A 25,889-nucleotide genomic window follows, 5' to 3' on the forward strand; every position below is an offset into this window, starting at 1 on the left:
AAACAACGTAAAAGTTTAGGTTTGGAGTGTTATAAATGGGCAGAAAAGGAACAATGGTGGATAGAGAGATAAACAGTAAGTATCTTGATGAAAAAATGACTATTAACATATTTAAACCGGAGAAATTTTCCGACCTGTATAAATATACGGTATGTATTATGCAGGATGGGAATGATTATTTCCAAATGGGAAGAGTCGCCACATTAAGCGACCGATTACATGACGCAGAAGAAATAACCAATACCGTGTTTGTTGGCATCCATTACCAGGACAGATACGATCGCAGAAAAAAATATCATCCAACCGGCGAACAAAATGAAGCATACACAAATTTTTTAGTTCGCGAAGTAGTACCTCTGCTGGATGATGAGCTGCCAACCTATAATATGGGATATACGAGAGCGCTCATGGGAGATTCACTTGCAGGAACACTAGCACTAATGACTGCTTTAAAATACCCTAATACTTTTGGTAAAGTAATTATGCAATCACCGTATGTAGATAAAACGGTGTTGGAGAAAGTAAAAAACACGGATAATTTACATTCCATGGATATCTACCACACAATCGGCACAGCAGAAACAGAAGTGAAAATGACGGATAATCAAACCATGGACTTCGTTACACCAAATCGAGAATTAAACAAACTGCTGCTCGAAAAAGGCGGCAGCTACGAATATCACGAGCTGGAAGATGGTATTCACACATGGAAATATTGGCAGAAAGATATGAAACACCTGCTGAAAACAATGTTTGGTCATTTATAAACAGCGGGACGGTTCTTCTATTGTATTTTCCAGGAAATTTCCTGAAACTGGAGGGTTTTCTCCATGTTTCTTCCAAAAGTTCTCTCATTATAAGCGAATTTTTGTTATAATAGATAATTAATACAACCAGATTTTCATTTTGTCTGCGGAATCATAGTCCATGATCCATTAAACGTAAAATCTAAAGGAGGGTTTTATCATGAAAGTCGGAATAGCTATTTTCCCATCAAAATATGTTCAGGATGAAGCAAATTCGTATAGAAAGCGTTACGATCCTCACTATGCATTAATTCCGCCACACATAACATTAAAAGAATCATTTGACGCAGATGATGAACTTATCGAAGAAATAACAGCAGAACTTAAAAATATTGCCAATGAGGTAGAACCTTTTACAATTAATGTAAATAAAGTGAGTACTTTTGCACCAGTAACAAATACAATTTATTTAAAAGTGGAACCGATTCAGGTGTTACAGGATCTATCTGAGCGGTTACAGGAAGGTATATTCCCAAAAAATCAGGAGCATTCGTTTGTTCCGCACATTACCATCGCTCAAAAATTGTCACATGATGAATATTCCGATGTATTTGGCCAATTAAAAATGAAAAATATCCAATTTGAAGATACAGTTGACCGTTTTCAATTATTATATCAATTGGATAATGGCTCATGGACTGTACATGAAACATTCGTATTTGGAAAGGAATAAATGTGAATATAACAGTTGCAAATACAAGACAGCAAATTGATGATGCTTATCATGTCCGTATGACTGTCTTCGTAGAGGAACAAAAAGTTCCTCCCGAAGAAGAAATTGATGAACATGATAAGACAGCCATTCACTTTGTTGGATATGAAGCCGGAGACACCCCGGTTGCGGCCAGCCGGCTCAGGTTTGCCGGTGAGTATGGAAAATTGGAACGGATTTGTGTGATGAAAGAGTATAGAGGTAAACACTTTGGACAGCAAATGATTCATGCGATGGAAGAAATGATACGCACAAAAGGTTATAAGAAAGCAAAACTCAACGCGCAGACACATGCGGAGGATTTTTACAGTCAGCTCGGATACCAAACCATTTCTGGTGAATTTATGGATGCTGGAATCCCGCATGTTACGATGATTAAAGAATTATAATATTTTGATTGGCTTCGAAACCTCTTCCCATTATTAGGGTGAAGAGGTTTTTCCTATTTTCATCTTGGTATTAGTGAAATCATGAATTGTATTGCCTTTAGCGGTTAAACTAAGAGCTGACCGTTAAAAGGAGCTGATACTGTGACAGGTTATTTATCCATGCTTGCCGATACTTTATTTGGCTTCGTTGCCCTATTCGCACTCGCTAAAATACTAGGTAAAACACAAATTAACCAAATCACGCCTTTTGATTTTATTTCTGCGTTAATTCTTGGTGAACTTGTCGGAAACGCTTTGTTTGATGAAAAGGCAGGGATCCCGGAAATTGCTTTTGTTGTATCTCTTTGGGGAGGGTTATTATACTTAACTGAAATCATTACCCAGAAATATAAACGTACCCGTAAATTACTGGAAGGCAGTCCTGACATTGTCATTTATAATGGAAAACTCATTCGTGACGTCATGAAAAAAAATAATCTTGATGTAAATCAGCTGCAGCTCCTGTTGAGAGCGAAGGATATCTTTTCATTGGAAGAGGTGGAGTATGCATTTTTGGAAACAAATGGTACCGTCTCTGTTTTAAAAAAATCCCCATTTCAAACACCAACAAAGAGTGACATGAAGATTTCTCCGGAAGAAGTTAATTTATCCACCACATTGATTAATGACGGCGAAGTTATTTATGATAATTTGAAGGAAAAGAACCTTACAGAGGAATGGCTTATAGAACAGCTGAAAAAACAAGATTTTGATAATGTGGAAGATGTGTTTTATGCAGAATACAATAAAGGAAAAAAATTATTCATTTTGCCATTTGTTAATCGTAATCATCAAAAGTTTGAATAATTGAGGATGCATAACCTCTCGCTACTGAAAAGTGATGCCAGAGTTTTTTCTAACTATATTTTTTCATTGAAATATTTCCCTTTTCCTTTCCACCTCATATCGACTTCCTTCTGTCCAAAAGGCTTTGGCTTGGAAGTTTTTTGATATGTGTAATTTATACGATCGTATTCACTGGATAATTTTTGATGCTTTTCCTCAAGGATGACGTGAAAAGGCCCTTCAATAAAATATGGATTCAGCCTTTGCTTTGTAATTCGATTTTGATAATTTATATAGGTATGATGTTCGATTGGCAAAATATAGCCCATGTCGGTTCCCCCCCATGTTCTATTGGAAAATATATATACTCACTACCTATATATACCCCCATTAATGAAAATTTAATCTTTTTTATATAAGTTTTTTATTATTAAAGTATGAATGAATATTTAAATTGGATCCGATGGTTTACAAATGAAAAGATTTGTGGAAGAACTAAGGGAGATTTGTGTGACGATTAAGAATTCTAAATGGAATAGTGCGGAACTTTTGTGCAATACAAAAACATTTTTCTGTTATACTCCCCCTCAGCATCATGTATTGATTCTCCCGACATAGTTTTTTCAGCGATTTCCATCCTTTATCCATATATTAAAAGAAAATGTCTAACTATTTTTATAATATGTATTTATAATCAATCTGAAGTGGACATTTCTACACCAATACCTAGTATAGAAAGTTCCTCCTTAATCAAAATAATAAAATTCCACAAATGATTTAAGGCACATGTCGCTCCCTTTAGAGAAAATGTGAATACAATAATTTTAGATCACAGTAAGAGGGAGGGAATAAAATGAGTAAAAGGAAAAAAAGACTTTTTGATGAAGATGGAAATCAAAGTTTTTCCATATCAAGATCCGATTCGGATTCAAAGTCTGATGCAGATTCTAAAGCGGATGTCGATTTCGAAAGTGATCTCAAGTCAGAAAACGAAAACGATAATGAAAACGAATTAAAAAACAGAAATCGCAGCACAAGTATTGCCAAAGTAGTAGACAGTGGAAATTCTTATGTAGATATTGAAGTTGATTCCGACTCCAATTCACGCGTCCGTTCAAAAGCAAGGTCGGATCAAGAGCAAGAGCAAGAACAGGAATTCGATTGATAAATGGGCTGATGAATATTCGAAGTGGGAAATTCCATCCCACTTCAATATAAATTAGAGGGGGTAGTATGTTATGGAAGGTTTAAAGGATAATTTGTACTCATTGGAAAAGTTTAGAAATATGTTATCATCTGAAATGGAAGCAAATAAATCTTTAGTTCGTGAAAGCGGAAACTCTGATGTAGATGTAAGTGTTAAAGTTGATACTACACCAATTGCCTTTGCTATGCTGTGTTCATTATTAGCAACGAAACAAATTTCAAACGAAGAATTTGAGTCTGCGGTTCGGAAATTAGAAGAACTCACAAATCATAAGACACACCAGTCGATAATAGAAGATAACGATGTGACAAAAGCTAAACTTTATCGTGAAAAAAGACGGCGAAGGTAATTATCATTTTATACCTTCTCCGTTCTGTTTAGAATCACGTTCCCTAATCTCGCCTCAAAATAAAAAGCAGCCTAACTTGCAGCTGCTTTAAAATAATTCATGTTATATCCACGAAAATGGTCTTTTGTCATCTTCATCTTTTCCCTTTTCGTCACTGCTTTCTAAATCAAAGCTGGAGCTTGATGATTCACTTTCTTCATCTCGTCTCTCTCCCGGAAAACCAAAAAGCAGGTGACGCGGCGGCCGGCGACGTTCCGGTGTGTCTAAAACAACATTATCTGCTTTAATAACAAGGTCTTTTACATGAATAACTTGTTTTTTATCAGACATGAATGAATCACTCCCATATAATTTTTATCGTTTATAGTCTATGTGAAATTATTTATTTCGATATGGTCATCAGCCCTGAATTTTTCAAAAAATTATACAGGTAACTTATTATGTATGCCTACACAAACATGGTACACGAACATACTCTATTAGAGACAACTAAGTCAATACAACTTGAAGGGAGTAATAATTCATGGGGTGTGGAAAAGAGCATGGCACTGGACATTGTGTATGTGATATTCTAAGAGAAATTTCTGATGCGCAGCATGATGTAGTAGAAAATTGCTGTGATACCAGCTGTGAACAGTCCATCAGTGATTTACTGGGAGAGACTGATGCAGCAAACGGATTGGATACTGTACCGGTAATTCTTTATTGTAAAGGGGACTGCAAGCCATTTAAAGGATTTGGCGCACTTCCGGGTCATATTGGTGATATCATGGGCAGCTTCTTCTTCCGTGTCAAAAAAGTAGATGATGATTGCTGTGCAGTGGTTGAACTATTGAGAGACCCTAAAGATGACAAGAGAGATCCGAAAAGCCCTGCGGATCAGGATACAAAGCCATTACGCGCTACTGGAATCTGTATGACCGTGGACTTAGACTGCTTCTGTCACGTAACATGTCTGCCAGCTATAAATGCAATCAACTAGTTCTAGTCCTTTAGAAATGAAACCTCTCACTATTCATATATCATGAAAGGATTGGTTTCACTAAATTAAGCAGTATATCGCAGTTTATTAAAACACCATGGAATATAATTTCCATGGTGTTTACTTCAATTCTTAGAAAAACCTAGAAGTTTTATGTTTTTTATTTCATTTATAGCGATTTTCACAGTTCTCGCTCTATTTCCAACCCGAATAAATACATGCTCTTCGTCTTTTTCTGCAATAATTCCTCGGTACGTTTTATGCTCCGTTTTAATTTCACATTTTTTTCTCGGAACGTAATCAGGCGTGTCTGCAAAATATTTTATTTTTTCCTCCAGCGTACGTTCATTAAACTGTTTTCGTTTATTTTCTTCTGCTGGATTATCCTCCTTCTCCTCATCTGATTCATCTTCCTCAAGCTCTACATTTTCTTCATTTTGACGCGCTTCTCTTTCTTCGTCAAAAAAGCTGCGGCTCCTCGAATAAATTCCGTTTTCACTGGCGAATGAATTTTTTTTAGTTCTATAACTATACTGCATCGAAGCTCGGGGGTGTTTATTATCAGGCTGTTGAATATATAGCATCGGATCCCTCGCATATTTTTTCTTTGCCATTCATAATCTCTCCTTTACATGACGTCCTCCCTAAAGTATATGACCCAAATTTATAAACGTTCAAAAGAGAAACAAAGGGACCGTTCTCCTGTTGCATTGTGCTTTTTTAAAGAAAAACGTTTCTTCTTTTACAGAAGAAACGCCCGTGTCAATCATATTAAAAATCTCATAAATGTGGTGGCCATACCAAAGTAAATCAGGATAGATATGATATCGTTAATTGTTGTGATGAACGGCCCTGAGGCAACAGCCGGGTCAATATTCAGGCGATCCATCAGCAGAGGGATAAGTGAGCCGGCCAAAGTAGCAACAATTAATGTTGCCAAAATCGAAAAACCGACAAGCAGACCTAAAAAGATATCTCCCTGCCATAAATAAATAACAAAGGTAATGACAATTCCGCAGACTGTTCCAGTGATAAGTCCGGTTCCTGCTTCTCTAAAAATCAGTCTTGTTTTACCCTGCTTCCCATAATCACCGGTCGCAATACCACGAACAGCCACAGCCAGTGCCTGCGTTCCCGTATTCCCTGCCATCCCGGCAATAAGCGGAATGAATATCGCCAATATAGCAACTTGACTAAGCGTCTCTTCAAAACGACCGATTAAACTGGCTGTCAGTATTCCTAAAAACAGCAAGATGATCAACCATGGAAGTCTTTTTTTTGCGGAATTGAATGCATTATCATCTACCCGTTCTGTTTCTGTTACTGCAGCAAGCCTGGAATAATCCTCACTTGCCTCTTCTTCCATAACATCCAAAATATCATCAACCGTGATAATCCCCAGTAAATGATCCTGAAAATCAACAACTGGCAAAGCAAGAAAGTCATAATCCCGCATCATCTGGGCAATCTCTTCCTGATCTTTCGCTACTGAAACGGCTATTATTTTTTCACTCATAATCTCTTCAATTAATGTATCTTCCTTTGCAATAATTAGATCACGCAATGAGAGTACACCTACGAGCCGTCTTACTTCATCCAACACATATAAATAATAAATTGTTTCAGCGTCCGGTGCCTCTGCCTTCAAAAGCTGCATTGTTTGACTGGCTGTCTGATTTTTATAGATAGCGACAAACTCGGTCGTCATTATGCTGCCGGCAGTTTTTTCTTCATAGTGAAGCAAATGTTTAATATCTTCTGCAGCTTCTTTGTCCATAATGGTCAGATAACTCGCTACCTTATCTTTATCCAGTTCGTTTAAGATATCAACCGCGTCATCCACTGCCATTTCCGCGAGTACCATGGAGGCAAACCTTGGATCCATTTCGGGGATAAACACTATTGTCTCTTCCAAATCCAGGCTTTCCATAATCTCTGACATTTCTTCAGGAGATAAATAAGTATATATTTGCAGGCGGTATCTTTTTTCCTGTTTTGAAAAAAATACCGCTTGATCATAGGGATGCATATCGAGAAAATCAACACGGAAATCTTCCATATTATCTTCTTCTAATGCACCATTTAATTTCACCCAATGTTTTTCATATTGTACTTCATAATTTTCATCATATTTGTTTGCTGGTTCCATGTCCTCTCACCCCCCTCGTCCTTTTCACCAAACAGTGCCTAAAGCTCATTCTATCACTTTTTTAACTGCCTTAGTATAGTAAATTCTCTGCTTCATGTCATATAAGCAGATTAAGTTGCGAGAAAACAGACAAGATATATAATATAAATAATCACGAACTTTACTTTATTTAACTCCATCACAGATGAAAGGGGTTTTCGCTGCAATGAAAATAGACGTTATTGGAGATATTCATGGATGCCTAGATGAACTTCATGAACTGTTTCAACAATTAGGATACCACCGAACCTCTGACGGTTACACACATAACGACCAAAGAACACTCGTTTTTCTTGGTGATATTACCGACAGGGGACCACATTCCATCGAGGTAATTCGTCTTGTCTATGATATGGTGATTGTCCACAAAAATGCATATTATGTACCTGGGAATCATTGCAATAAATTATACCGTTTTCTTCATGGAAACCCTGTCAAGGTGAACAATGGCTTGGAAACTACCGTGGCTGAATATGAAGAGCTGGAAGCAGGCGAGAAAAATACACTTCGCAAAAAATTCATGAAGCTATATGAACAGGCACCACTTTACCTGGAGCTCCCGGAAACAGCAGCCGTTATTGCTCATGCAGGCATAAAAGAATCATTCATCGGACGAACAGATAAAAGGGTAGAAACCTTCGTCCTCTATGGTGATATTACAGGAGAAAAACATACTGATGGACGGCCAGTACGGCGAGACTGGACCCAGCATTATAAAGGAAGCCAGTGGATAGTTTACGGTCATACCCCTGTCAAAAAACCAAGAATACTGAATAAAACGATTAATATTGATACAGGTTGTGTGTTTGGCAATACGTTGACAGCATTTCGTTTACCAGAAGAAGAAACCACCTCCGTACCATCCAAACAGCCCTTTATCGCGGAAAAGTTTCCCCCCGTGGAATAGAGTTAACGAATTAAATTCTGGCAATATTTTGATCAGAATAATAACAGCTACTTAACAACCAGGGCGAAATTACATTAGGTACTTTTTCAGAAGTCATTAGGATCTTTAGAACTGCTCTATGCGACGCTTCATGCATATCCAGAATTCGTCATGATTTATGGAACTACTCTCGAGGAGCTCTTCACACTAAAACATCCCGTTGAAGAATTCGATAAAGCGCCTCGAGGTCCTTTTCGCACAAATCAACCCGTTGAGGTATCGATAAGACTTCTTCGTCATGTTACCTATAAACTTTTCCAGTCAGTGTTAAAACTCTTGTTCTCCTATTTACAACGTTTTGAGCTTTCAACAGCCATTATTTAGTTAGGGCTTTGATTTAATTACTTTTTCCATGTCATTTGGAAGCGATGATTCGAACCGAACAATATTCTTTGTGGCTGGATGCGGAAAACTAATTTCATCACAGTGCAAGGCCTGCCTGTTCATTTGACCGGCTTTTCCACCGTAAAGCGTATCACCCAGGAGCGGATGGCCAAGATGGGAAAAATGAACACGTATCTGATGCGTTCTGCCTGTTTCCAGTTGAACCTGGATAAGGGCACAATCAAAAAAATCCTGGATTACCTTATAATGAGTTACTGCGCTTTTTCCGTTTGCCGTGACTGCTCTCTCTATAATGGATCCTTCTTCTCTTCCGATAGGCAGGTCGATCGTTCCTTCCTTTTCCGAAAGCCTGCCTTCAATAATAGCCTGATAACTCCGTTTAATCGATCCGGACTTTTGAAAGCCTGCCAAAATAGAATGGCTGTAGCGGTGCTTGGCAATCAGCATCAGACCGGAAGTATCCCGGTCCAGCCTGGTTACCGTATGTATGGTAAACGGGATTTGTTTTTTTTCATAATGGCCCAGAACTGCGTTGGCAACGGTTCCTGTTAGGTGCTGAAACGAAGGAATCACCGGAATTCCCGGCTGTTTGTCAATGACAAGAATATCCATATCTTCATATACAATGTGAAGGTCAAGATCCTCCGGAAGCATGTGAGCACCTTTTTTCTCCGGGGGGAATTGTACATTCAATCTATCGCCCGAAGTTAACCGGTATCGTACCGTAACCGAAGATGCATTTACAGTAATATGACCGCCATCGAACTTGACCGCCTTTATTATTCGCTGGGAAAACCCGTGTACTGATTGTAAATAATCACGAATCATCATCCCGTCATGTGCTTTGTCTATAACCCATTCCATAACTTTTCCTGCACTTTCTTCTGATGTTCAGTCAACTTTTTGATCACCAACAAAGGAATCACGTACCCTGTCCCAAAACGGGAAAGGCCTGAATCTGGCAAACCGGATTCTTTCTTCGGCAACTCGGAATTGAATGGATTTAACATTGGTATATGTCGTTGTGAAATGATCAATTGCTATTAAGAAGCTTCGGTCCACGGTTGGTTTTAACAAACACGTATGATGCTTTGGCAAAATTAATGGCGAACCAATCGTCCGGAAAACCCGATTATTGATCGAAGCCATTTCCGTAAGCTGGATTGCCTCAATAGAAGGGTGAATAATACCGCCGCCTAATGCTTTATTGTATGCGGTGCTGCCGGATGGCGTCGAAATACATAACCCGTCACCACGAAAGGTTTCAAAATGTTCCCCTTTTATTTCCACATCAAAAACAACCGAACCATCGGCTGTTTTTATCATTGCTTCATTTAAAGCAAGGAAACGATCTTCACTACCTCCTGTTGTAGAGCGAATAATCACTTCCAGCAGCGGATATTCTACAACCTGAAATGGTGTCTTTGCGATTTCAATGATTAATTTTTCCACTTCATCGGGGGTCCAGTCGGCATAAAAGCCTAAGTGTCCTGTATGTACGCCAATAAATGCGGTCTTGTCCAAACGGTGGATATATCTGTGGAAGGCTTCCAAAAATGTCCCGTCTCCCCCCACTGAAATAACAAGATCCGGCTCCTCCCTGTCATACTCCAGGTCAAAATTCGTTAAATACTGTTTCATCGTCGTTTCTATTTCATTTGACCGTTTATCTCCTCTGGAAACAACCTTAAATTTCAACCTTTTCATCCCCTTTTTGCTCCTGATTATTTTCGGCGAAAAATTCGCTGTGCTTCCTGTACTTCATGTTTTATTTTTGACATTTCCTCGTCAAGTTTAAATGCCGCTTCAGCAGCCCGCTGCAGTCTGTTTTTTATGTCAGCAGGGATCTTATCCTTATATTTATAATTTATAGAATGCTCATTTGTTGCCCAAAAATTCATTGCCAGCGTACGAATTTGCAGCTCGGCAAGCACGATTTTCATACCGGAGATCGTCTCTACCGGGTATTCGATAATGACATGATAGGAGCGATACCCACTCTCTTTTTTTCGCGATACATAATCCCGTTCATCAATAATGGCAAAATCATTGCGCTCACGTAACATTTCCACTACTTTATAAATATCATCCACAAATTGACAAACCACCCGCAAACCAGCAATATCCTGAATTTCGTGATCTATCTGATCTAATGGTATATTTCTTTTTTCCGCTTTTTCCAAAATACTTGAAACAGGCTTCACTCTGCCGGTTATGAATTCAATCGGTGAATTTTTTGATACATATTCAAATTGTTTACGTATTCCCTTTAATTTTATTTTTAATTCTTCCACGACTTGTGCATAAGGTGCCAGTTTAGCTTCCCAATTCACTTTCCACACCACCTGTACTAATTCGGAAACAAGGAATGAAAGACAGTTTTATTGAAGTTCACTGCCAAAACCTTCTCTTTTTATCATACTATAATAGCTAATCTTTGCCTAATGTTATTATATTTGCCATAATCAATAATACCCTATTCTTGTTCTTTGGAGGTACTTATGACACAGGAAGTTGAGATTGAATTTAAAAATCTGTTAACAAAAAATGAATTTAACCGCTTATTAAATGAGTTACCTTTTCCATCAAGCAGTGAAACCCAAACGAACTATTATTTTGAAACAAAAGATCTTGCTTTAAAAGCACACAAAAGCGCATTAAGAATTCGGGAGAAAAATGATACTTATACGCTGACATTAAAAGAACCTAGAGAGGTTGGCCTGCTTGAGACACATGAAGCTTTAACCAGACAGGAAGCAAAGGAAATGATAGAGAACCAGCCTGTTTTTAAAAAAGAAATCGATCAGCAATTGTTGAGGAAAAATATTTCTTTTGAAGACCTCATCTATTATGGCAGTTTGAAAACGGAAAGGAGAGAGATCCGCTACCAGGGTGTCTTACTTGTACTTGATTACAGCATATATAACGGAAAGACCGATTACGAGCTGGAACTGGAAGCAACATCAGAGGAAGCTGGCAGGAAAGTCTTTGAAGATCTACTGGAAAAGCATAATATTCCTAGAAGAAGAACACCGAATAAAATCAAACGACTTTTTTCAACATTTTAAATAATGTCTCGTTTACAATCAGATTATTTGCTACTCTTCTTATCCGTTGCTACAATATATACATTACCTAAAAAGGGGATTATACATGAAGACAACACCCGGGACAATATATGAAGCAATTGGTGGGGCTGCGACAATAGACCGGCTCGTAACCGCTTTTTATAAACGGGTTGGCAAACACCCAAAGCTCACCCCCATCTTCCCTGAAGATTTAACCGAGACTGCAAGGAAACAACGATTATTTTTAACGCAATTTTTTGGCGGGCCAAAGCTTTTTTCTGAGGAAAGAGGGCATCCTATGATGAGAAGAAGACATTTGCCATTTGAAATCACACCGCCCCGGAGAGACGCTTGGCTGGAATGCATGAAACAGGCATTGGAAGAAGCAGAAATAGAAGAACCAATGCGAACTGCTATATTTAAAAAATTGACAATGACCGCAAACCATATGATGAACACACCGGAATAAGAGAAAGGAGCATCGATGTGAGCTGGACTCTAGAGGAGCTGAAAAGCTCTTATTACAAAAGCCCATCGGCAGAATATGGCTATTTCAATTATGTACAAAAACCGATTGAAATGTATGTATTCGTTGATCCTCTTTGCCCTGAATGTTGGTCTTTGGAACCCTTTCTAAAAAAATTGCAAATTGAATATGGACGTTTTTTCACAATTCACCCTGTAGTCAGCGGCCATTTGAATTCATTAAATAACGATTCTTTTGACAGGCCCAAACGCATCAGGGATATTTGGGAAAAAACAGCCAAACGAACTGGAATGAGCTGTGACGGTGATTTATGGATAGAAAACCCGGTTTCATCCCCATGGATGGCTTCGCTGGCAATTAAAGCAGCCGAACTTCAAGGAAAAAAAGCGGGAAAAGTTTTTCTAAGGAAGATTCAGGAAAACGCGTTCTTATATAAACAAAATATTGCGGACGAAGAAGTATTAATAAATTGTGCGACAGATGCTAATTTAGATGTTAGTGAATTTGAAAATGACTTGTTTTCCACATCAGCCAAAAAAGCATTTCAATGCGATTTAAAGCTGACACAGGAAATGGAAGTTGACTACATCCCATCCATCGTTTTTTTCAATCAGTCCATTGATGAACAAGGAATTAAAGTATCCGGATTATACCCATATGAAATTTATGTGGACATCCTCGAAGAAATATTAAAAAAGCCGATTATTCCATCAGAAAAACCACCACTAGAAGGTTTTCTTTACTATTATGGTATGGTTGGGACAAATGAAATTGCCGCTGTGTATGACTGGACGATGGCAAAAACAGAAAGAGAAATGAAAAAGCTTCAATTAATACAAAAAGTAAAACGGATTCCAGTGAAGTATGGAACGTTTTGGAAATATATTAAATGAGTTTAGGCCTGCTGTTAGGCTTATTTTTTTGTTGAGAAGAGCAGCGACAGATTTGGAGGGATTTATGTAACTTCTTAATTAGAGGATTTTCATAGGCATTCGGGCTTTTAGCCAATTGTATTTGGAACATTATCACTCCCCTTTCACTGAAAAAGCTCCAAGTATTTGGGAACCGTCTGCATAAGCCTACTTCTTGCAAAAGAAATAGCAAAGAGGTAATTCGCGCTGCAGTTAGTTTTTTTAGGCTGATCGATTGCCGTTGATAATAATCCTTTTTTGCTTCACCGAAACCGTGACACATTTCCCGAAAGTAATGCAAGGCAAAAAAATAAAGGACATACGGGGCAGCGTATATCCTTAAAATCTCTCTTTGTATTAAACAAAGGGGGATGGGAGAAAGTTTCATGATCAAACAAAAGGGTTTTGTTTGTTTCAACTTACAAATTAATTATAACAGGGAAAATCCCGGTTTTCAATAACTATGTGCAATAGTTCACAAAAGTGTCACTTCTATTTTATATTTTGGTTTCATATCTTGTATTAAATGATTAAAAACTTGACCCATCATCAATTTATCCATGGATTGAGCCTTTGCCATATTTATGCAGGCCAAAAAAAATGACATCTGTTTACCTGCCGAAAAGCAGACAAGGAGTGAGAAAACATGCAGGAAATCTACCCATTTCTTTTTCTTGTTTTGGCGTTATTTTCTTTTTTCCTAAACATTCTTGGTTTAATGTCATTGATTCCACTCTACATTACATTGCCACTATTTTTCATAGCCATCTACTTAACAATGTACTCATTTGCCAATCAGAAGCGCACTTTGCGAAGAATGAGGTAAAAAACAGGAGAACCCCTAATAGGGTCTCCTGTTTTTTCACATATTTTATTTCGATAATAGTTTTTCCATTTCATCCACTTTCTGCCCGAAAACATCCAGGGCGTCAATAATTGGCTGTTTTGATGTCATATCAACGCCGGCCTTTTTCAGCACATCAATAGGATATTCGCTGTTTCCTGCTTTCAAGAAATCCAAATAGCGGTCAACCGCCCCTTCTTTTCCTTCAAGTATCTGACTGGCCAATGCAGTTGCGGCAGAATAACCGGTCGCATACTGATACACATAGTAATTGAAATAAAAATGAGGGATTCTTGCCCATTCCAGTCCAATTTCTTCATCGGAAACAACATCATCCCCGAAATATTTTTTATTTAGGTCATAATAAATTTCCGTGAATTTATCAGCAGTCAGCGCCTCCCCATCCTGGACTCTTACATGAATATCATGCTCGAACTCGGCAAACATAGTTTGACGGAACACGGTTCCACGGAAGCCTTCTAAAAAGTGATTTAAAATATAAAGCTTCTGCTTTTCATCATCCAAAGATTTAAGCATGTAATCATTTAACAATGCCTCGTTTGTTGTGGAAGCAACTTCTGCTACGAAAATAGAATAATTTCCATAGCGGAATGGCTGGTGTTTTCGGGAATAATAGCTGTGCACGGAATGCCCCAGCTCATGCGCTAGCGTAAACATGTCATTTACGTTATCCTGCCAATTTAATAAAATGTACGGGTTCGTCCCGTATGCACCTGAAGAGTACGCACCACTTCTTTTCCCTTTATTTTCTTCTACATCAATCCAGCGATTTTCATAACCTTCTTTTACTATGTTTACATATTCATCGCCTAGCGGAGCAAAACTCTCTACAACATACTGTTGTGCTTTTTCGTATGGTATTTTCATATCAACATCTTTTACGAGAGGTGTGAACAAATCATACATATGCAATTCATCAAGATCTAATACCTTTTTGCGGAGCCTTAAATATTTGTGCAGCAGCGGCAGTTTTTCATTTACCGCTTCCACTAAATTATCATAGACTTTTTCCGGGATGTTATTGTTGTCCAATGAAGACTGTCTGGCTGATTCATAATTGCGCACTTTTGCATAGAAATTATCTTTTTTTATATTTCCATTCAATGTGGAGGCAAAGGTATTGATAAATTCCCCATATGTCTCGTACATTCCGTTAAATGCATCTTTCCGGACGCGCCGATCATCAGATTCCAAAAATCCAAGATACCTGCCATGGGTAAGATCCACCTCTTCCCCGTTTTCATTTTTGATTGCTGGAAAAGTGAGATCCGCGTTGTTCAGCATGCCAAATGTATCTGAAGAGGAAGACATTGGTTCTGAAGCTTGTGCCAACAGCGCCTCCTCTGTTTTTGATAAAACATGCGGACGCTGCCGTGTAATTTCATCCAACGTTTTTTTATACAGCTGCAATTCTTCTTTTTCCTGAAAAAACGCTTCCAGTCTCTGCTCATCCATTGCCAGAATTTCTGGTGTAATAAAACTCATTTCACTGGATGCCACGGTAAGAAGTGATTCAGCCTGTGCATTCAGCCCTTGATAAAAAGCATTCGTTGTATCTTGGTCATAACGCATATGTGCGTATGTATACAGTTTTCCAAGCCGCTCGGAAAGCTCATCCTGCAGGCTTAACAATTTATATAATGTATCAGCTGATTCACTTAATTTCCCTTGGTATTTCTCGAACTCTTTAATATCTTCCTGCATACTTTTTAATTCCTGATCCCATTTTTCATCTGATTCAAAAATATCTTCCAGTCTCCAAGTTTTATCATCGGGTAAATCATTGCGCTTCGGTAATTCCTTTGCTTTACTCATTAAATAAAACTCCTCCTTTTGCTTTTATATAACATCTTCCCTTTATTTAGTATAACGAATTAATGGGAAATCATGCCTTTATTTTGTTTTAATAAAACATGCATTAATTGTTTATCCTGTTTTATTGCCTGTTCCACCGTTTCCGGTTTCTGTACTGATTTTCTTTTAATAAAATTACCGTCAGAAGTTTGTATAATGATACGCAGGCGAGACAATAAATCGAGATATTCACTCACCGGGCTATTATTGGTATGGATTAAAGGAAAACTGTCGGCAGGATAATGATGATAGCGCAACAGATGGTTTATCTTCCGGGGAGAAAAAGGACGGCCAACGGGCAAAGGATCAATAATATCCAAAAACAGTCTACTTTGCCAATTCCAAGGTGGTGTATTCATTTTAAATTGATGTTTAACTGGAAGGTGAATAATGGAAGGTAGCAATTCTCTGTGAATTCCTTTTAAATACAACCATTGATGCCAGGCTAATTCCTGACCGAAAAGCCGGTGAGGCTGTTTTAAGCGGAGTTTGTATTTTTCTTTTTCCCACAATATACACAAGTCTTTCGGGATTAAAGCGTGTTCCTTAAACATATCTTTAAAAGTTAGCCTATCAATTCGCTGAATAGAGAATTTACCTATTGCCAGGTTTTTTCCAGTTAAGAAGATATCCTGAATTATTATAAAGTGTCTAGTCTCATTCGAGAAGAAAAACAAGGAAGGTATAGCGTTTGAAGAAAATTGATGAATAAATGGAAGCTGATGTTGGTTTAACTTAAAATGACTGTCACTTATCCGATGCAGCTGGTTTCCTCCCAAAATCCAAATCGGTGTTATGTCTGCTGCCCTATAGCCTGCATTTCGCTTTCTGACTTCTTCCATTGAAATGACAGCGCATTGAAATTCAATTGCAATCCTCTTATTGTGAATGTTTAAAAGCAGATCCGGCCGTTGCCTGATATTCGGCAAGTAAATCTCCAGCTGAACGGAAAGCCCTTGACTTTTTAACCATTGATATAGCATAAGTTTGCCTCTTTCATGGTAAACACTTTCCCCTCCTTCATGGGACGGGCATTCGGCAATTGAACGATGCGCAAAATGAGCAATCGTTTTTATGCCTGCTTTTATAATTACTTCCTGTTTACATGCCGGGCAGTAAAATAAGATCCTATCCTGTTTTAATTGATTAATTTGTGCCTTGGTCAGCATGGCTAGTGTAACTGGTATCCCATCTTTTGTCATTGCCTGCAGCAAAAAAATCACCTCCATTATTCTATTTCGACAACGGAGGTGCATTTCCTTCATAAAACAATAATTTTTTATTAGAAAACTTGGTTGTCACCAAACCTTTAGGTGACAACCTTAGTCGCATTTATGCAAATCATTACGGTGGGGCGAGGAACTACTGTACCGTAGCCCCAGTAAGAAAGTTCTTACTTAACTGCCAAAAAAGAAAAAACACTCTTTTTCCGAGTGTCTAGACATGTGCAGAAAAATAAGACCTGACTTGGGAAAAAGTATCATTTTTGAAGACAACCTTTCCATATTCATCAAGGAAATGAATGGTTACATCCGAGTCTTCCGCAAATTCAAATACCTGACTAATCAGGTTCTCTTGAATATGATCATCCAAAATAGTTTGAGAAAACTCCAGATACAAGTAATATTTACCACTATAATAATATAGTGTTTCCATGTTTGTTCCATCTGTTTCGTGGAAATAATGGCTTAATTGAATAACGTCTTCAAAATTATTAAAGCTGACGATAATCCACAAGTTTTCATCGTCATCTTTTTCTTTCTTTTTCTTGTTTTTTCCAAATTTATCTTCAAGCATATTCTCTATCTTTTTTTCTACAGGGCCATCATCGCTTTCCTCATTTTCAGATGGAAGTTCAAGATTTTCCCCATCCTTGGAAACCTGGGCTTTCGTTACAATGATTTCCAACCCTTTTTCCATTGCCTGTACCTGGATCCAAAGCGGACCTTCTACATTGAAATCTTCTTTATAATTTACTTCATCCATCATTTGCCAAAACAATTGTTCACTACGTTCGCGATTGTACCATATCTCTTCTCGTTCAAAACCTCGATCTTCAATGTCCATATAAGAAATATAAAACTTTACAGTATTCTCATTAATTCTCTCTATTTCCATTGTTCATTCTCTCCCTTCATTAAAGGTTAGGTAAGAGATAAGTTTCACCCTTAAAATTATATCTATGGTTACAAATTGTCTTATAGTTCAATACCCAAAAATTGCAGGCCTCTAACCATTCCTATAGCTTCGGAGGACTGTTTGAAGTTCCTTCATCATATATCTCTTTGAAACTACAAGTCCTTTCCTACTGCTATTGTATGATACCATAAGCAAAATGAAAATGAATATGCCTAGAAAATGAAAAGTTCATTTTAAATGAAAAAAACCGTCATTTATATATGAAATGGTTAGTAACACATTTTAACCCATTTTAGCGGTTTTGTCATCATATATATATAAGAAAATTAAACTTTCTAATGGCCGGTTTTCATTTGTTTATAGCAAAAAGAATGAAATCCACATGATATCAGCTTTGTCTAAACTTTTAATCTTCCTGTCTGATTATGTTAGAATAGTTGCGGCAAGGGCACAGGTGAAATTTTGCAGGAAGTTTTAACCAAAAGAAAAACGCAGATCCTCTTCAGTGATCTGCGTTTTTCTAAAATTAGTTAACCATTCGCTGGGCTTCACGTAGTTGAAACGTGCGGACTGTTCTTGGAAGAAAGCGCCGAATCTCATCTTCATTATAGCCAACCTGCAGGCGTTTTTCATCAAGAATAATTGGTCTTCTTAATAAACCCGGGTTTTGCTGGATCAGATGGAAAAGATCTTTCATCGGCAACTGATCAATATTCACATCAAGTTTTTGGAAAACCTTGGAACGTGTTGAAATAATCTCATCTGTACCATCTTCTGTCATACGCAAAATTTCCTTTATCTCGTCCAATGTTAATGGTTCAGAAAAAATATTACGCTCCTGGAAAGGAATATCGTGCTCTTCTAACCACGCCTTTGCCTTTCTGCAAGATGTACAACTTGGTGAGGTATAAAGTGTTACCATTAATAGCTTCACTCCTCGATAGCTTTTATTCATTTCACAAACTTTTGCATCGCTTATTAGATTAAAATAACTTTAAATAGCATCTATGTACATTATACTATGTTTGTCAACCAAATGATAGTGCATTTCCAATAAAATTAAGGTTTTTTCAAAAGTTCATGAAATGTTTTTTTGTTCGTTAGTTGTAATCTACCCTATTAATTATTAATTAAACCTGTTATTTGAAAATAAAAGAAAATATTTTAGGCTATTTAACATTCAGTAAAATGAATAATTATTCTGTCCTGTTACTGGCTATGATTTATATAATAAGAGGCCGGGACATATCTAAAGTAATCCAATCAAAATACAAACAATGCACGAACCTACCGGAGGAAATATACGTAGACTCCTGGGACTACGGTACGGCGATTCCTCTTCTCACCGTAAAGATTTGTGGGAAGTAGGAGATGGTGAGACCCCCCAGGGCTTTAGCCTGAGGTCGATGACAATCGTCACGTCCTGTGCGTCGGAGGCTCACCACTCCCCAAGGAAAGCGGAGTATATTTCCGGAGCGAGTTATAAACGCTAATTATTATTGTTCTGATTTTCCTTGATAAGAATACTTTTGTCCCAGCCTCGGAAAAATTATGCTCGTTCCGTTGCATTTACAGTATTAAGAATGTCCTCACATTCACGGTCTTCATCATATACCAGAACTTCATCCACCGGCTGGTATGACTTCCCGTAAATTTCTTCATCTTTATACGTGTGTATATCCTCATACATTTTCTTCATTTGTTCGTAAATTATTTCTTCAGCATCCTCATTTGGCGACCAGTATAATATTTCCATAGGCGTTTCCTCATTCGTTGCCAGCGACCGGCGATTGTATCCGATCGATTGAGCGTGTGTAAATCCTTCTCTATCGTAAAAATGAAGTCTTTTCTCGGAATCCGTGTCTTCATAGTCAATGGGCTCGACTTCTAGGATAATTGGTTTATTTCTTACTTTTAATTTTTCAATCAGCTGGTGTCCAATACCCTGACCTCTTGTTTCTGATGAGACCCACACATAATCTATAAAGATAAATGAATCAAATTCAGCATACATCATAACATGTTGAGGACTTTCATCCTTATAGTACACGTCCCCCTTTTCTTCCAAAAGCCTTTCCATATGCTCTCTTGATTTCATTTCTTCTACTGGAAAATACTTATTCAGCTTTTCATACCAATTCATTGATCTACTCCTTAAATTTTCGTAGTCTGCTACAGTATAACGAATAAGAAACTGTTTGTGAAATCCCATTAATTGCGTATTTATTAATACTATAACCATTTTCGGGTATTATATGATGATAACTGTAGCACACATTAAATAACCCCGATTTGCATCAAATTAGATGGATACACGGAGTTTTCCTTAGTGAAATTTATTAAATGATATTGGTAGAAAGCCGGTGGAAGTGAGATTCTTTAAGCTGATTCTCTTCGTTTCATCTTCCGTGGCGGCAACTCTCTCGGCCAAATCTCTTCCATTCCCATCCCCATCCCATGAAGCCGGAACAACGCTATTTCCAATTATTTTCCGCAGTCGCTTTAATCTAAAAAGTAAAGAAGCCTGGCCTTTCACCCGACTTCTTTATAATAGCATCCATATTTATTTTTTTTATATAACTGGATTAAACTGCAGATTTTTTATTCCTCAAGTCCTACTTTATAATCCACATTTTCCGTATACACATTGCCTGCATTCCATAATAAAAACTCGTCTATCCCATTCTCATACAGTGCTCTTATTTGTGCTTCCACTTCTTCTTTACCGTATTCCTGAGGTGCTCCGTCATATAGCCATGGTGCTTCAAAATCCTGCAGCCATGGTCTGGAAACCGGCGAGTCATCCAATGCGCCTAACACTTCATTTTCAACTTTGGCATATTCTGATACAAGCTTATATGGCTCCTTATCCGGAAACTCAATACCAAAGTAAGGTGTCCAATGACTTGGATATATCATAGAAGAAATGACGTCCACATTATCAGAAATCCTGGAGAAATTCTGACCTATTCCAGGTGTTTCTTCCAATGTCGCAGCATAACCGAAGATGTCAACAGATACATCAACATCGTAGTCGGCCAATTCTTCACGCGCGTATGCGACAAAATCCGTTACCGCTTCCACCCGCATTTTAACGTTATCCATCTCCACATTTTCGTAATCGCCTAGTGTATATTCCAATTCTTCATCCCTATGCTCAAACCCTTCTGGGAAGCGTACGTAATCAAACTGTACTTCCTGAAAGCCCATTTCAGCAGCCATTTTGCCGATATCCACATTATAATCCCAAACTTCTGTTTCAAACGGATTGACAAAAGCTTCCTCTTTATTATTCACCCATACCTCACCATTTTGGGAAAAAGATAAATCCGGTCTTGCTTCTGCTAAGACATTATCTTTAAAAACCACTACTCTGGCTATTGGATATATCCCTTTATCTTCTAAAGCATCCATCATTTGTTCCGGGTCATCTATATAACTCATAGCGATATCTGCATATGGTGATTCCTCGTCAGGTATAAATGTAAGGTGGCCATGATCTTCTTTAACATCGATAACCATAGAGTTTAAATCACTGTTCTCCACTAAATTCAGCAGATTTTCAAAGCGGCTCCCACCCGCGGAATGACCGGTTACGTATATCCCTCTAACCGCATCCGGGTATTCAAAAGTATAGCCTGAATCATATGTAAAACGGCTTATGACCTGATGTGTATCAATTTGTTTTATGGCTGTATGCCTTTCTTTATGTGAGCTCGCTGTTGATTCTTCTTCTCCACTTGCCGTAATAGGCACAAGCAAAACGAGCAGGATAGTACTTATGAATGCAGCAATTTTGTGATGTTTTATCCCCACGGCTATCAATCTCCCAATTTTTATTTAAAACTAGTATAACGGAAAACAACCTGTTTTTAAATCAAAAAAGCAAACTTCTTGTCGAATAATGATTTCCATTTTTTAATTATCATCTCGCCTGTAAGCCTCTCTGTGGACGAAGTTTCCACCCGCTTCAATTAATTGATCACTAAGCCCCGTACTTTATTATTTCTACAAAAAGCACAAAAAAATAGCAGGTTAATTTTTCAAATACCCTGCTAATTTTTTATATTAAACTTTTTTTACCCTGTCCATGGCAAAATTTTTCTTTATTCTACATCATAACCCTGATCTTCTACTGCATCAGTCATTTTATCCTTCGACACTTTATCAGCATCATATTTAATATCCACTTTTCCTTCATCAAGGTTTACCGTAACATCTGAAACACCTTCCAAGTCCTTCAGTGCCCCTTCTACAGACATCACGCAATGATTGCATGTCATTCCTTTCACATCTAATGTTTCTTCTTTCATGATCTATTTCCCCTTTCAAAAATGTAATTTTATATCTTAACCCGCTTCAAACGAAGAGAGTTAGTAACAACACTCACTGAACTAAATGCCATCGCTGCTCCTGCAACCCAAGGTGCAAGCAATCCGGCAGCTGCAATTGGAATACCTGCACTGTTATAGGCAAATGCCCAAAACAGGTTTTGACGAATATTTTTGATGGTTGCCTGACTCATCTTGATTGCTTTTGGTATAAGCAATAAGTCTCCACCTAAAATGGTAACATCTGCAGCTTCAATAGCAACTTCTGTGCCTGTTCCGATTGCTATTCCAATATCAGCTGTTGCCAAGGCCGGCGCATCATTAATTCCATCTCCAACCATAGCAACTGTTTTACCCTGAAATTGAATTTCCTTCACTTTGTCCGCCTTCTCTTCCGGCAGAACTTCCGCAATCACTTCATCAATACCTACCTGCTTGGCGATAGCTTTTGCAGTTCGTTCGTTATCACCTGTCAGCATGATCACTTCCAGGTCTTGTTCATTCAACTGTTTAATTGCTTGCTTTGCTGTTTCTTTAACGGTATCAGCTACTGCAACAATACCGCTGAATTTTCCATCCAGTGCAATGAGCATCGCTGTTTTACCGTTTAGTTCATATTCAGTCATTTCCTTCTCTGCATCGCTTATATCAATATGATGATCACGCATTAGTTTTCTTGTTCCTACAAGTATTTCTTTTCCGGAAATATCCGCTTTTATACCATGTCCGGGTATAGCGCTAAAATCATCCGTATCGAGTATTTCAATATTCTTCTCTGTTGTATAGGCTACGATTGCTTCAGCAAGTGGATGTTCCGAACCTTTTTCCGCACTGGCTAGGAGTTGCAGTGTTTCATTTTCTCCTGTAAAGTCGGTCACTTCCGGCTTTCCTTTTGTAATCGTACCTGTTTTGTCAAAAATAATAGCATTCAGTTTATGGGTTTGCTCTAAGTGCTCCCCGCCTTTAAATAATATTCCGTTTTCAGCGGATTTCCCGGTGCCAACCATGATGGAAGTTGGGGTAGCCAAACCCAATGCACATGGACACGCAATAACCAATACGGCAATTGCAGCCACCAGTGCCGGCTCCAAATTACCCGGTGAAACTAAGGTGATCCATATAGTAAATGTTAATATAGCGATCACTACTACGATTGGAACAAAATATCCCGATATCACGTCAGCAAGCCGCTGGATCGGTGCTTTCGATCCTTGTGCATCTTCCACCACTTTTATAATGGAAGCGAGTGCTGTATCCTTCCCTACTTTTGTTGCTTCAATTTCCACTGTTCCATTTTTATTCATTGTGGAACCTATAACATCTGCGTCCACGTTTTTTTCAATTGGGATGGATTCTCCCGTGATCATCGATTCATCAACGGAAGTGCTTCCTTTTATAACGATACCGTCTACCGGTATTTTTTCACCCGGTTTTACAAATAAATGATCTCCAGTCCGAACCTCTTCTATTGGAACCATTTGTTCCTGGCCATCTCTTATAACACGAGCTTGCTTTGCCTGTAAATTAAGCAATTTGGAAATCGCTGTTTTCGTTCTACTTTTGGCATTAACCTCGAGATATTTCCCAAACAAAATAAGTGTAATAATAATGGCACTTGTTTCGAAATATAAGTGAGGCATATAGCCTGGATTTCCAATCGTTAAAAATGCCTCATATAAACTGTAGAAATAGGCTGCACTTGTTCCGAGTGCAACGAGAACGTCCATATTGGCTCCGCCGCTCCGTAAGCTTCGATAGGCTCCTGTATAAAATTGCCAGCCAATATAAAATTGGATGGGCGTTGCCAGAACAAATTGAACCCAAGGATTCATCAAAACAGCTGGTATACTTAACCCAAATAGATGATCCAGCATGGTTACGAGCAAGGGGAACGAAAGCAGTGCAGACAGCACAAGCTTGAATTTCATATCTTTTATCTGTTTTTCCTTCTGATCTTCTGCCGCGTCGCCTGAATCACTTTTTTCATTCGCATCATAGCCAAGCTTTTTAATTCTGCCGATAATATCTGGAATCTCTAGAATCTTTGGGTTGTACTCCACTATGGCACTTTCTGTAGCCAAGTTGACACTTGCCTGTTTCACACCGGTCTGTTTATTCAATACTTTTTCAATTCGTGAGGAACATGCTGCACAAGTCATTCCCTGTACATCAAATTCCGTTTTTTGCATCAGCACCCCGTAACCCATATTTTCAATTCTCGAGGTGATATCCTCCACTGTGACGGAATCCGGATTATAATCAACCGTCGCTTTTTCGGTTGTTAAATTCACCTGCGCATCCACGCCATCCATTTTGTTCAATACCTTTTCAACTCTGGAGGAACAAGCGGAACAGGTCATCCCCGTAACTCCTACAGTAATATGCTTTGCTTCACTCATGATTTTTCACCCCCTATTTTGAAAACTGCTTCATCACCTCAAGCAGTTCCTCAATTGCTTCGTCCCCTTCTCCGGATGTCACGGCACTGGAAACACAATGTTTTGCATGCCTTTCTCCAAGGGAAAACCCTACTTTTTTCAGTGCTGCATTAATGGCACTGATTTGCACTAAAATATCTAAGCAATATCTGTCCTCTTCCACCATTTTTTGAATACCGCGCACTTGTCCTTCTATCCGCTTCAAACGATTGACCACTGCCTGTTTTTCTGAATCTGTTCTTGGCACGGTCGGTTCATCATGTAAAAATTTATCCACCAGTATCACTTCCTTGTTTTATTTTTGTTTACACTTATACTATACCCCCCTATGGTATTTAAGTCAATAAGTTTGTTTTAAATCTTCCTGTTAATAATAAATGTTGCTTTCCCGGTAACTTGTAAAAAACAATACATTTATCGTGTCCAATATACCAACCATTTTGCACCATAGCTCCAACTTTTCTGTTTTTCTTTAGTATTGCACCGCTGGATGATTATTAACAATGGAAGCAAGGTGCCGACCCCAAATACAGAAGGCAGTATAATTCCGTATGAGGAGGTTACTACCACAGGAATCAGCGTCATAAAGAAGAGAACAAACATGGTTGGACAAAAAGCAACAGTGAGACTCACGCCGAGTAAATAGCTTCCCAGATAGCTGTCATTGCTTTTTTTCACAGTTGGAGATGTTTTCTTTTTTGATGGCCATCTAAATCGCAGAAAACCTACCATAAATAAACCAATAAAAAAGCATTGGGCCGATCACTTTTCGAAAATATGGAAATAAATAAGATAAAAACACGTATGCTTCTTTTCCAACAAGCCAGATAATCAAACCTAATAACGTAAACACAGTTATTTTGCCCAGCACAAATAAACTTACATGCAGCCAAGGAAGTTTTTCTGTGAGTGATCTACCGTAAATGGTAATCTCACTAACATTACCGGTAAGCTGGCACCGAACAACCGCTCCCACATCGCCTCCAAAAAAGCGAATAAGACAGGGATATGCTCAAATCATATGCCAGCTCATTGATTGGCCCGCTC

Annotated in this window: 29 protein-coding genes; 11 read left to right on the top strand and 18 right to left on the bottom strand. The window is 38.3% G+C overall.

Annotation, left to right across the window (positions count from 1 at the left end; all coding sequences use genetic code 11):
- Positions 1–35: 35 nt before the first annotated feature.
- The 4 genes from ACDX78_RS01730 (at position 36) to ACDX78_RS01745 (ending at position 2,753) form a co-directional block, all read left to right on the top strand.
- On the top strand, positions 36–767 hold the full coding sequence (locus ACDX78_RS01730; RefSeq protein WP_486024798.1) for an alpha/beta hydrolase: 732 nt from the start codon (positions 36–38) through the stop codon (positions 765–767).
- 199 nt (positions 768–966) lie between these two features.
- Positions 967–1,479, top strand: coding sequence for a YjcG family protein (locus ACDX78_RS01735; RefSeq protein WP_486024800.1), 513 nt, complete (start codon positions 967–969; stop codon positions 1,477–1,479).
- Positions 1,476–1,907, top strand: a complete 432-nt coding sequence (locus ACDX78_RS01740; RefSeq protein ID WP_486024878.1) for a GNAT family N-acetyltransferase — start codon at positions 1,476–1,478, stop codon at positions 1,905–1,907. Before ACDX78_RS01735 ends, ACDX78_RS01740 begins: the two co-directional genes overlap by 4 nt.
- Before the next feature lie 141 nt (positions 1,908–2,048).
- Positions 2,049–2,753 carry a DUF421 domain-containing protein gene (locus ACDX78_RS01745; protein WP_486024802.1) on the top strand — a complete coding sequence of 235 codons (705 nt, stop codon included), beginning with the start codon at positions 2,049–2,051 and terminating at the stop codon, positions 2,751–2,753.
- 53 nt (positions 2,754–2,806) lie between these two features.
- On the opposite strand, the gene ACDX78_RS01750 is transcribed toward ACDX78_RS01745, so the two are convergent.
- Positions 2,807–3,061 (bottom strand): hypothetical protein, encoded by a 255-nt coding sequence (locus ACDX78_RS01750; RefSeq protein WP_486024804.1) that lies wholly within the window; start codon positions 3,059–3,061, stop codon positions 2,807–2,809.
- Between the two features lie 524 nt (positions 3,062–3,585).
- Here ACDX78_RS01750 and ACDX78_RS01755 point away from each other — a divergent pair.
- The gene (locus ACDX78_RS01755) at positions 3,586–3,897 is read left to right on the top strand and encodes a hypothetical protein (RefSeq protein ID WP_486024806.1); all 312 of its coding nucleotides are present in this window, start codon (positions 3,586–3,588) and stop codon (positions 3,895–3,897) included.
- Between the two features lie 73 nt (positions 3,898–3,970).
- On the top strand, positions 3,971–4,288 hold the full coding sequence (locus tag ACDX78_RS01760; protein ID WP_486024808.1) for a hypothetical protein: 318 nt from the start codon (positions 3,971–3,973) through the stop codon (positions 4,286–4,288).
- A gap of 102 nt (positions 4,289–4,390) precedes the next feature.
- On the opposite strand, the gene ACDX78_RS01765 is transcribed toward ACDX78_RS01760, so the two are convergent.
- Positions 4,391–4,618, bottom strand: coding sequence for a hypothetical protein (locus ACDX78_RS01765; protein ID WP_486024809.1), 228 nt, complete (start codon positions 4,616–4,618; stop codon positions 4,391–4,393).
- 193 nt (positions 4,619–4,811) lie between these two features.
- Between ACDX78_RS01765 and ACDX78_RS01770 the strand changes: the two genes are divergently transcribed.
- Complete coding sequence (locus ACDX78_RS01770) at positions 4,812–5,270, top strand: CotY/CotZ family spore coat protein (protein WP_486024811.1); 459 nt, start codon at positions 4,812–4,814, stop codon at positions 5,268–5,270.
- Positions 5,271–5,395: 125 nt separating this feature from the next.
- Here ACDX78_RS01770 and ACDX78_RS01775 read toward each other — a convergent pair whose 3' ends face one another.
- The gene (locus tag ACDX78_RS01775) at positions 5,396–5,884 is read right to left on the bottom strand and encodes a CotO family spore coat protein (RefSeq protein WP_486024813.1); all 489 of its coding nucleotides are present in this window, start codon (positions 5,882–5,884) and stop codon (positions 5,396–5,398) included.
- 152 nt (positions 5,885–6,036) lie between these two features.
- A complete protein-coding gene (gene mgtE / locus ACDX78_RS01780; RefSeq protein ID WP_486024815.1) occupies positions 6,037–7,419 on the bottom strand; it encodes a magnesium transporter in 1,383 nt (460 codons plus the stop codon).
- A gap of 205 nt (positions 7,420–7,624) precedes the next feature.
- On the opposite strand from mgtE, the gene prpE reads away from it, so the two are divergent.
- Positions 7,625–8,365 carry a bis(5'-nucleosyl)-tetraphosphatase PrpE gene (prpE, locus tag ACDX78_RS01785; protein WP_486024817.1) on the top strand — a complete coding sequence of 247 codons (741 nt, stop codon included), beginning with the start codon at positions 7,625–7,627 and terminating at the stop codon, positions 8,363–8,365.
- A gap of 363 nt (positions 8,366–8,728) precedes the next feature.
- Here the strand turns inward: prpE and ACDX78_RS01790 are convergent, their stop codons facing one another.
- The 3 genes from ACDX78_RS01790 to yjbM are packed head-to-tail and all read right to left on the bottom strand — an operon-like array spanning position 8,729 to position 11,082.
- On the bottom strand, positions 8,729–9,613 hold the full coding sequence (locus ACDX78_RS01790) for an RluA family pseudouridine synthase (protein WP_486024819.1): 885 nt from the start codon (positions 9,611–9,613) through the stop codon (positions 8,729–8,731).
- Between the two features lie 27 nt (positions 9,614–9,640).
- A complete protein-coding gene (locus tag ACDX78_RS01795; protein WP_486024880.1) occupies positions 9,641–10,447 on the bottom strand; it encodes an NAD kinase in 807 nt (268 codons plus the stop codon).
- Between the two features lie 26 nt (positions 10,448–10,473).
- The gene (yjbM, locus tag ACDX78_RS01800; RefSeq protein WP_486024821.1) at positions 10,474–11,082 is read right to left on the bottom strand and encodes a GTP diphosphokinase; all 609 of its coding nucleotides are present in this window, start codon (positions 11,080–11,082) and stop codon (positions 10,474–10,476) included.
- Between the two features lie 168 nt (positions 11,083–11,250).
- Between yjbM and ACDX78_RS01805 the strand changes: the two genes are divergently transcribed.
- From ACDX78_RS01805 to ACDX78_RS01815, 3 genes are all read left to right on the top strand, one after another.
- A complete protein-coding gene (locus ACDX78_RS01805; RefSeq protein WP_486024823.1) occupies positions 11,251–11,817 on the top strand; it encodes a CYTH domain-containing protein in 567 nt (188 codons plus the stop codon).
- Positions 11,818–11,902: 85 nt separating this feature from the next.
- Entirely contained in the window at positions 11,903–12,286 is a 384-nt protein-coding gene (locus tag ACDX78_RS01810; protein WP_486024824.1) for a globin domain-containing protein, read from the top strand.
- 17 nt (positions 12,287–12,303) lie between these two features.
- Positions 12,304–13,197 (top strand): ClpXP adapter SpxH family protein, encoded by an 894-nt coding sequence (locus ACDX78_RS01815; protein WP_486024826.1) that lies wholly within the window; start codon positions 12,304–12,306, stop codon positions 13,195–13,197.
- 889 nt (positions 13,198–14,086) lie between these two features.
- Here the strand turns inward: ACDX78_RS01815 and pepF are convergent.
- From pepF to ACDX78_RS01870, 11 genes are all read right to left on the bottom strand, one after another.
- Positions 14,087–15,895, bottom strand: a complete 1,809-nt coding sequence (pepF, locus tag ACDX78_RS01820; RefSeq protein ID WP_486024827.1) for an oligoendopeptidase F — start codon at positions 15,893–15,895, stop codon at positions 14,087–14,089.
- 59 nt (positions 15,896–15,954) lie between these two features.
- Positions 15,955–17,148: a competence protein CoiA gene (locus tag ACDX78_RS01825; RefSeq protein ID WP_486024829.1), complete on the bottom strand. Its 1,194-nt coding sequence runs from the start codon at positions 17,146–17,148 to the stop codon at positions 15,955–15,957.
- Between the two features lie 223 nt (positions 17,149–17,371).
- Complete coding sequence (gene mecA, locus ACDX78_RS01830) at positions 17,372–18,052, bottom strand: adaptor protein MecA (protein WP_486024831.1); 681 nt, start codon at positions 18,050–18,052, stop codon at positions 17,372–17,374.
- Positions 18,053–18,599: 547 nt separating this feature from the next.
- Positions 18,600–18,995, bottom strand: coding sequence for a transcriptional regulator SpxA (gene spxA, locus ACDX78_RS01835; RefSeq protein WP_486024832.1), 396 nt, complete (start codon positions 18,993–18,995; stop codon positions 18,600–18,602).
- A gap of 627 nt (positions 18,996–19,622) precedes the next feature.
- Positions 19,623–20,216 carry a GNAT family N-acetyltransferase gene (locus tag ACDX78_RS01840; RefSeq protein ID WP_486024834.1) on the bottom strand — a complete coding sequence of 198 codons (594 nt, stop codon included), beginning with the start codon at positions 20,214–20,216 and terminating at the stop codon, positions 19,623–19,625.
- 458 nt (positions 20,217–20,674) lie between these two features.
- Positions 20,675–21,883, bottom strand: coding sequence for a putative glycoside hydrolase (locus ACDX78_RS01845; RefSeq protein ID WP_486024882.1), 1,209 nt, complete (start codon positions 21,881–21,883; stop codon positions 20,675–20,677).
- A 296-nt stretch (positions 21,884–22,179) separates the two neighbouring features.
- A complete protein-coding gene (gene copZ / locus ACDX78_RS01850; RefSeq protein ID WP_486024836.1) occupies positions 22,180–22,386 on the bottom strand; it encodes a copper chaperone CopZ in 207 nt (68 codons plus the stop codon).
- 29 nt (positions 22,387–22,415) lie between these two features.
- The gene (locus ACDX78_RS01855) at positions 22,416–24,803 is read right to left on the bottom strand and encodes a heavy metal translocating P-type ATPase (RefSeq protein ID WP_486024837.1); all 2,388 of its coding nucleotides are present in this window, start codon (positions 24,801–24,803) and stop codon (positions 22,416–22,418) included.
- A 13-nt stretch (positions 24,804–24,816) separates the two neighbouring features.
- A complete protein-coding gene (locus ACDX78_RS01860; RefSeq protein ID WP_486024839.1) occupies positions 24,817–25,119 on the bottom strand; it encodes a metal-sensing transcriptional repressor in 303 nt (100 codons plus the stop codon).
- Positions 25,120–25,256: 137 nt separating this feature from the next.
- Positions 25,257–25,574 (bottom strand): urease accessory protein UreH domain-containing protein, encoded by a 318-nt coding sequence (locus tag ACDX78_RS01865; protein ID WP_486024840.1) that lies wholly within the window; start codon positions 25,572–25,574, stop codon positions 25,257–25,259.
- Complete coding sequence (locus tag ACDX78_RS01870) at positions 25,552–25,818, bottom strand: urease accessory protein UreH domain-containing protein (protein WP_486024841.1); 267 nt, start codon at positions 25,816–25,818, stop codon at positions 25,552–25,554. Before ACDX78_RS01870 ends, ACDX78_RS01865 begins: the two co-directional genes overlap by 23 nt.
- Positions 25,819–25,889: the final 71 nt, after the last annotated feature.

Origin of the sequence: Virgibacillus oceani, from assembly GCF_041521345.1 — a bacterium.
Classification (GTDB): domain Bacteria; phylum Bacillota; class Bacilli; order Bacillales; family Amphibacillaceae; genus Virgibacillus_N; species Virgibacillus_N oceani_A.

Coding starts and splice junctions, on each gene's coding strand:
- ACDX78_RS01730 (WP_486024798.1), top strand. CDS start 36: ATGGGCAGAAAAGGAACAATGGTGGATAGAGAGATAAACAGTAAGTAT.
- ACDX78_RS01735 (WP_486024800.1), top strand. CDS start 967: ATGAAAGTCGGAATAGCTATTTTCCCATCAAAATATGTTCAGGATGAA.
- ACDX78_RS01750 (WP_486024804.1), bottom strand. CDS start 3,061: ATGGGCTATATTTTGCCAATCGAACATCATACCTATATAAATTATCAA.
- ACDX78_RS01755 (WP_486024806.1), top strand. CDS start 3,586: ATGAGTAAAAGGAAAAAAAGACTTTTTGATGAAGATGGAAATCAAAGT.
- ACDX78_RS01760 (WP_486024808.1), top strand. CDS start 3,971: ATGGAAGGTTTAAAGGATAATTTGTACTCATTGGAAAAGTTTAGAAAT.
- ACDX78_RS01765 (WP_486024809.1), bottom strand. CDS start 4,618: ATGTCTGATAAAAAACAAGTTATTCATGTAAAAGACCTTGTTATTAAA.
- ACDX78_RS01770 (WP_486024811.1), top strand. CDS start 4,812: ATGGGGTGTGGAAAAGAGCATGGCACTGGACATTGTGTATGTGATATT.
- ACDX78_RS01775 (WP_486024813.1), bottom strand. CDS start 5,884: ATGGCAAAGAAAAAATATGCGAGGGATCCGATGCTATATATTCAACAG.
- mgtE (WP_486024815.1), bottom strand. CDS start 7,419: ATGGAACCAGCAAACAAATATGATGAAAATTATGAAGTACAATATGAA.
- prpE (WP_486024817.1), top strand. CDS start 7,625: ATGAAAATAGACGTTATTGGAGATATTCATGGATGCCTAGATGAACTT.
- ACDX78_RS01790 (WP_486024819.1), bottom strand. CDS start 9,613: ATGGAATGGGTTATAGACAAAGCACATGACGGGATGATGATTCGTGAT.
- ACDX78_RS01805 (WP_486024823.1), top strand. CDS start 11,251: ATGACACAGGAAGTTGAGATTGAATTTAAAAATCTGTTAACAAAAAAT.
- ACDX78_RS01810 (WP_486024824.1), top strand. CDS start 11,903: ATGAAGACAACACCCGGGACAATATATGAAGCAATTGGTGGGGCTGCG.
- pepF (WP_486024827.1), bottom strand. CDS start 15,895: ATGAGTAAAGCAAAGGAATTACCGAAGCGCAATGATTTACCCGATGAT.
- mecA (WP_486024831.1), bottom strand. CDS start 18,052: ATGGAAATAGAGAGAATTAATGAGAATACTGTAAAGTTTTATATTTCT.
- spxA (WP_486024832.1), bottom strand. CDS start 18,995: ATGGTAACACTTTATACCTCACCAAGTTGTACATCTTGCAGAAAGGCA.
- ACDX78_RS01840 (WP_486024834.1), bottom strand. CDS start 20,216: ATGAATTGGTATGAAAAGCTGAATAAGTATTTTCCAGTAGAAGAAATG.
- copZ (WP_486024836.1), bottom strand. CDS start 22,386: ATGAAAGAAGAAACATTAGATGTGAAAGGAATGACATGCAATCATTGC.
- ACDX78_RS01855 (WP_486024837.1), bottom strand. CDS start 24,803: ATGAGTGAAGCAAAGCATATTACTGTAGGAGTTACGGGGATGACCTGT.
- ACDX78_RS01865 (WP_486024840.1), bottom strand. CDS start 25,574: ATGGTAGGTTTTCTGCGATTTAGATGGCCATCAAAAAAGAAAACATCT.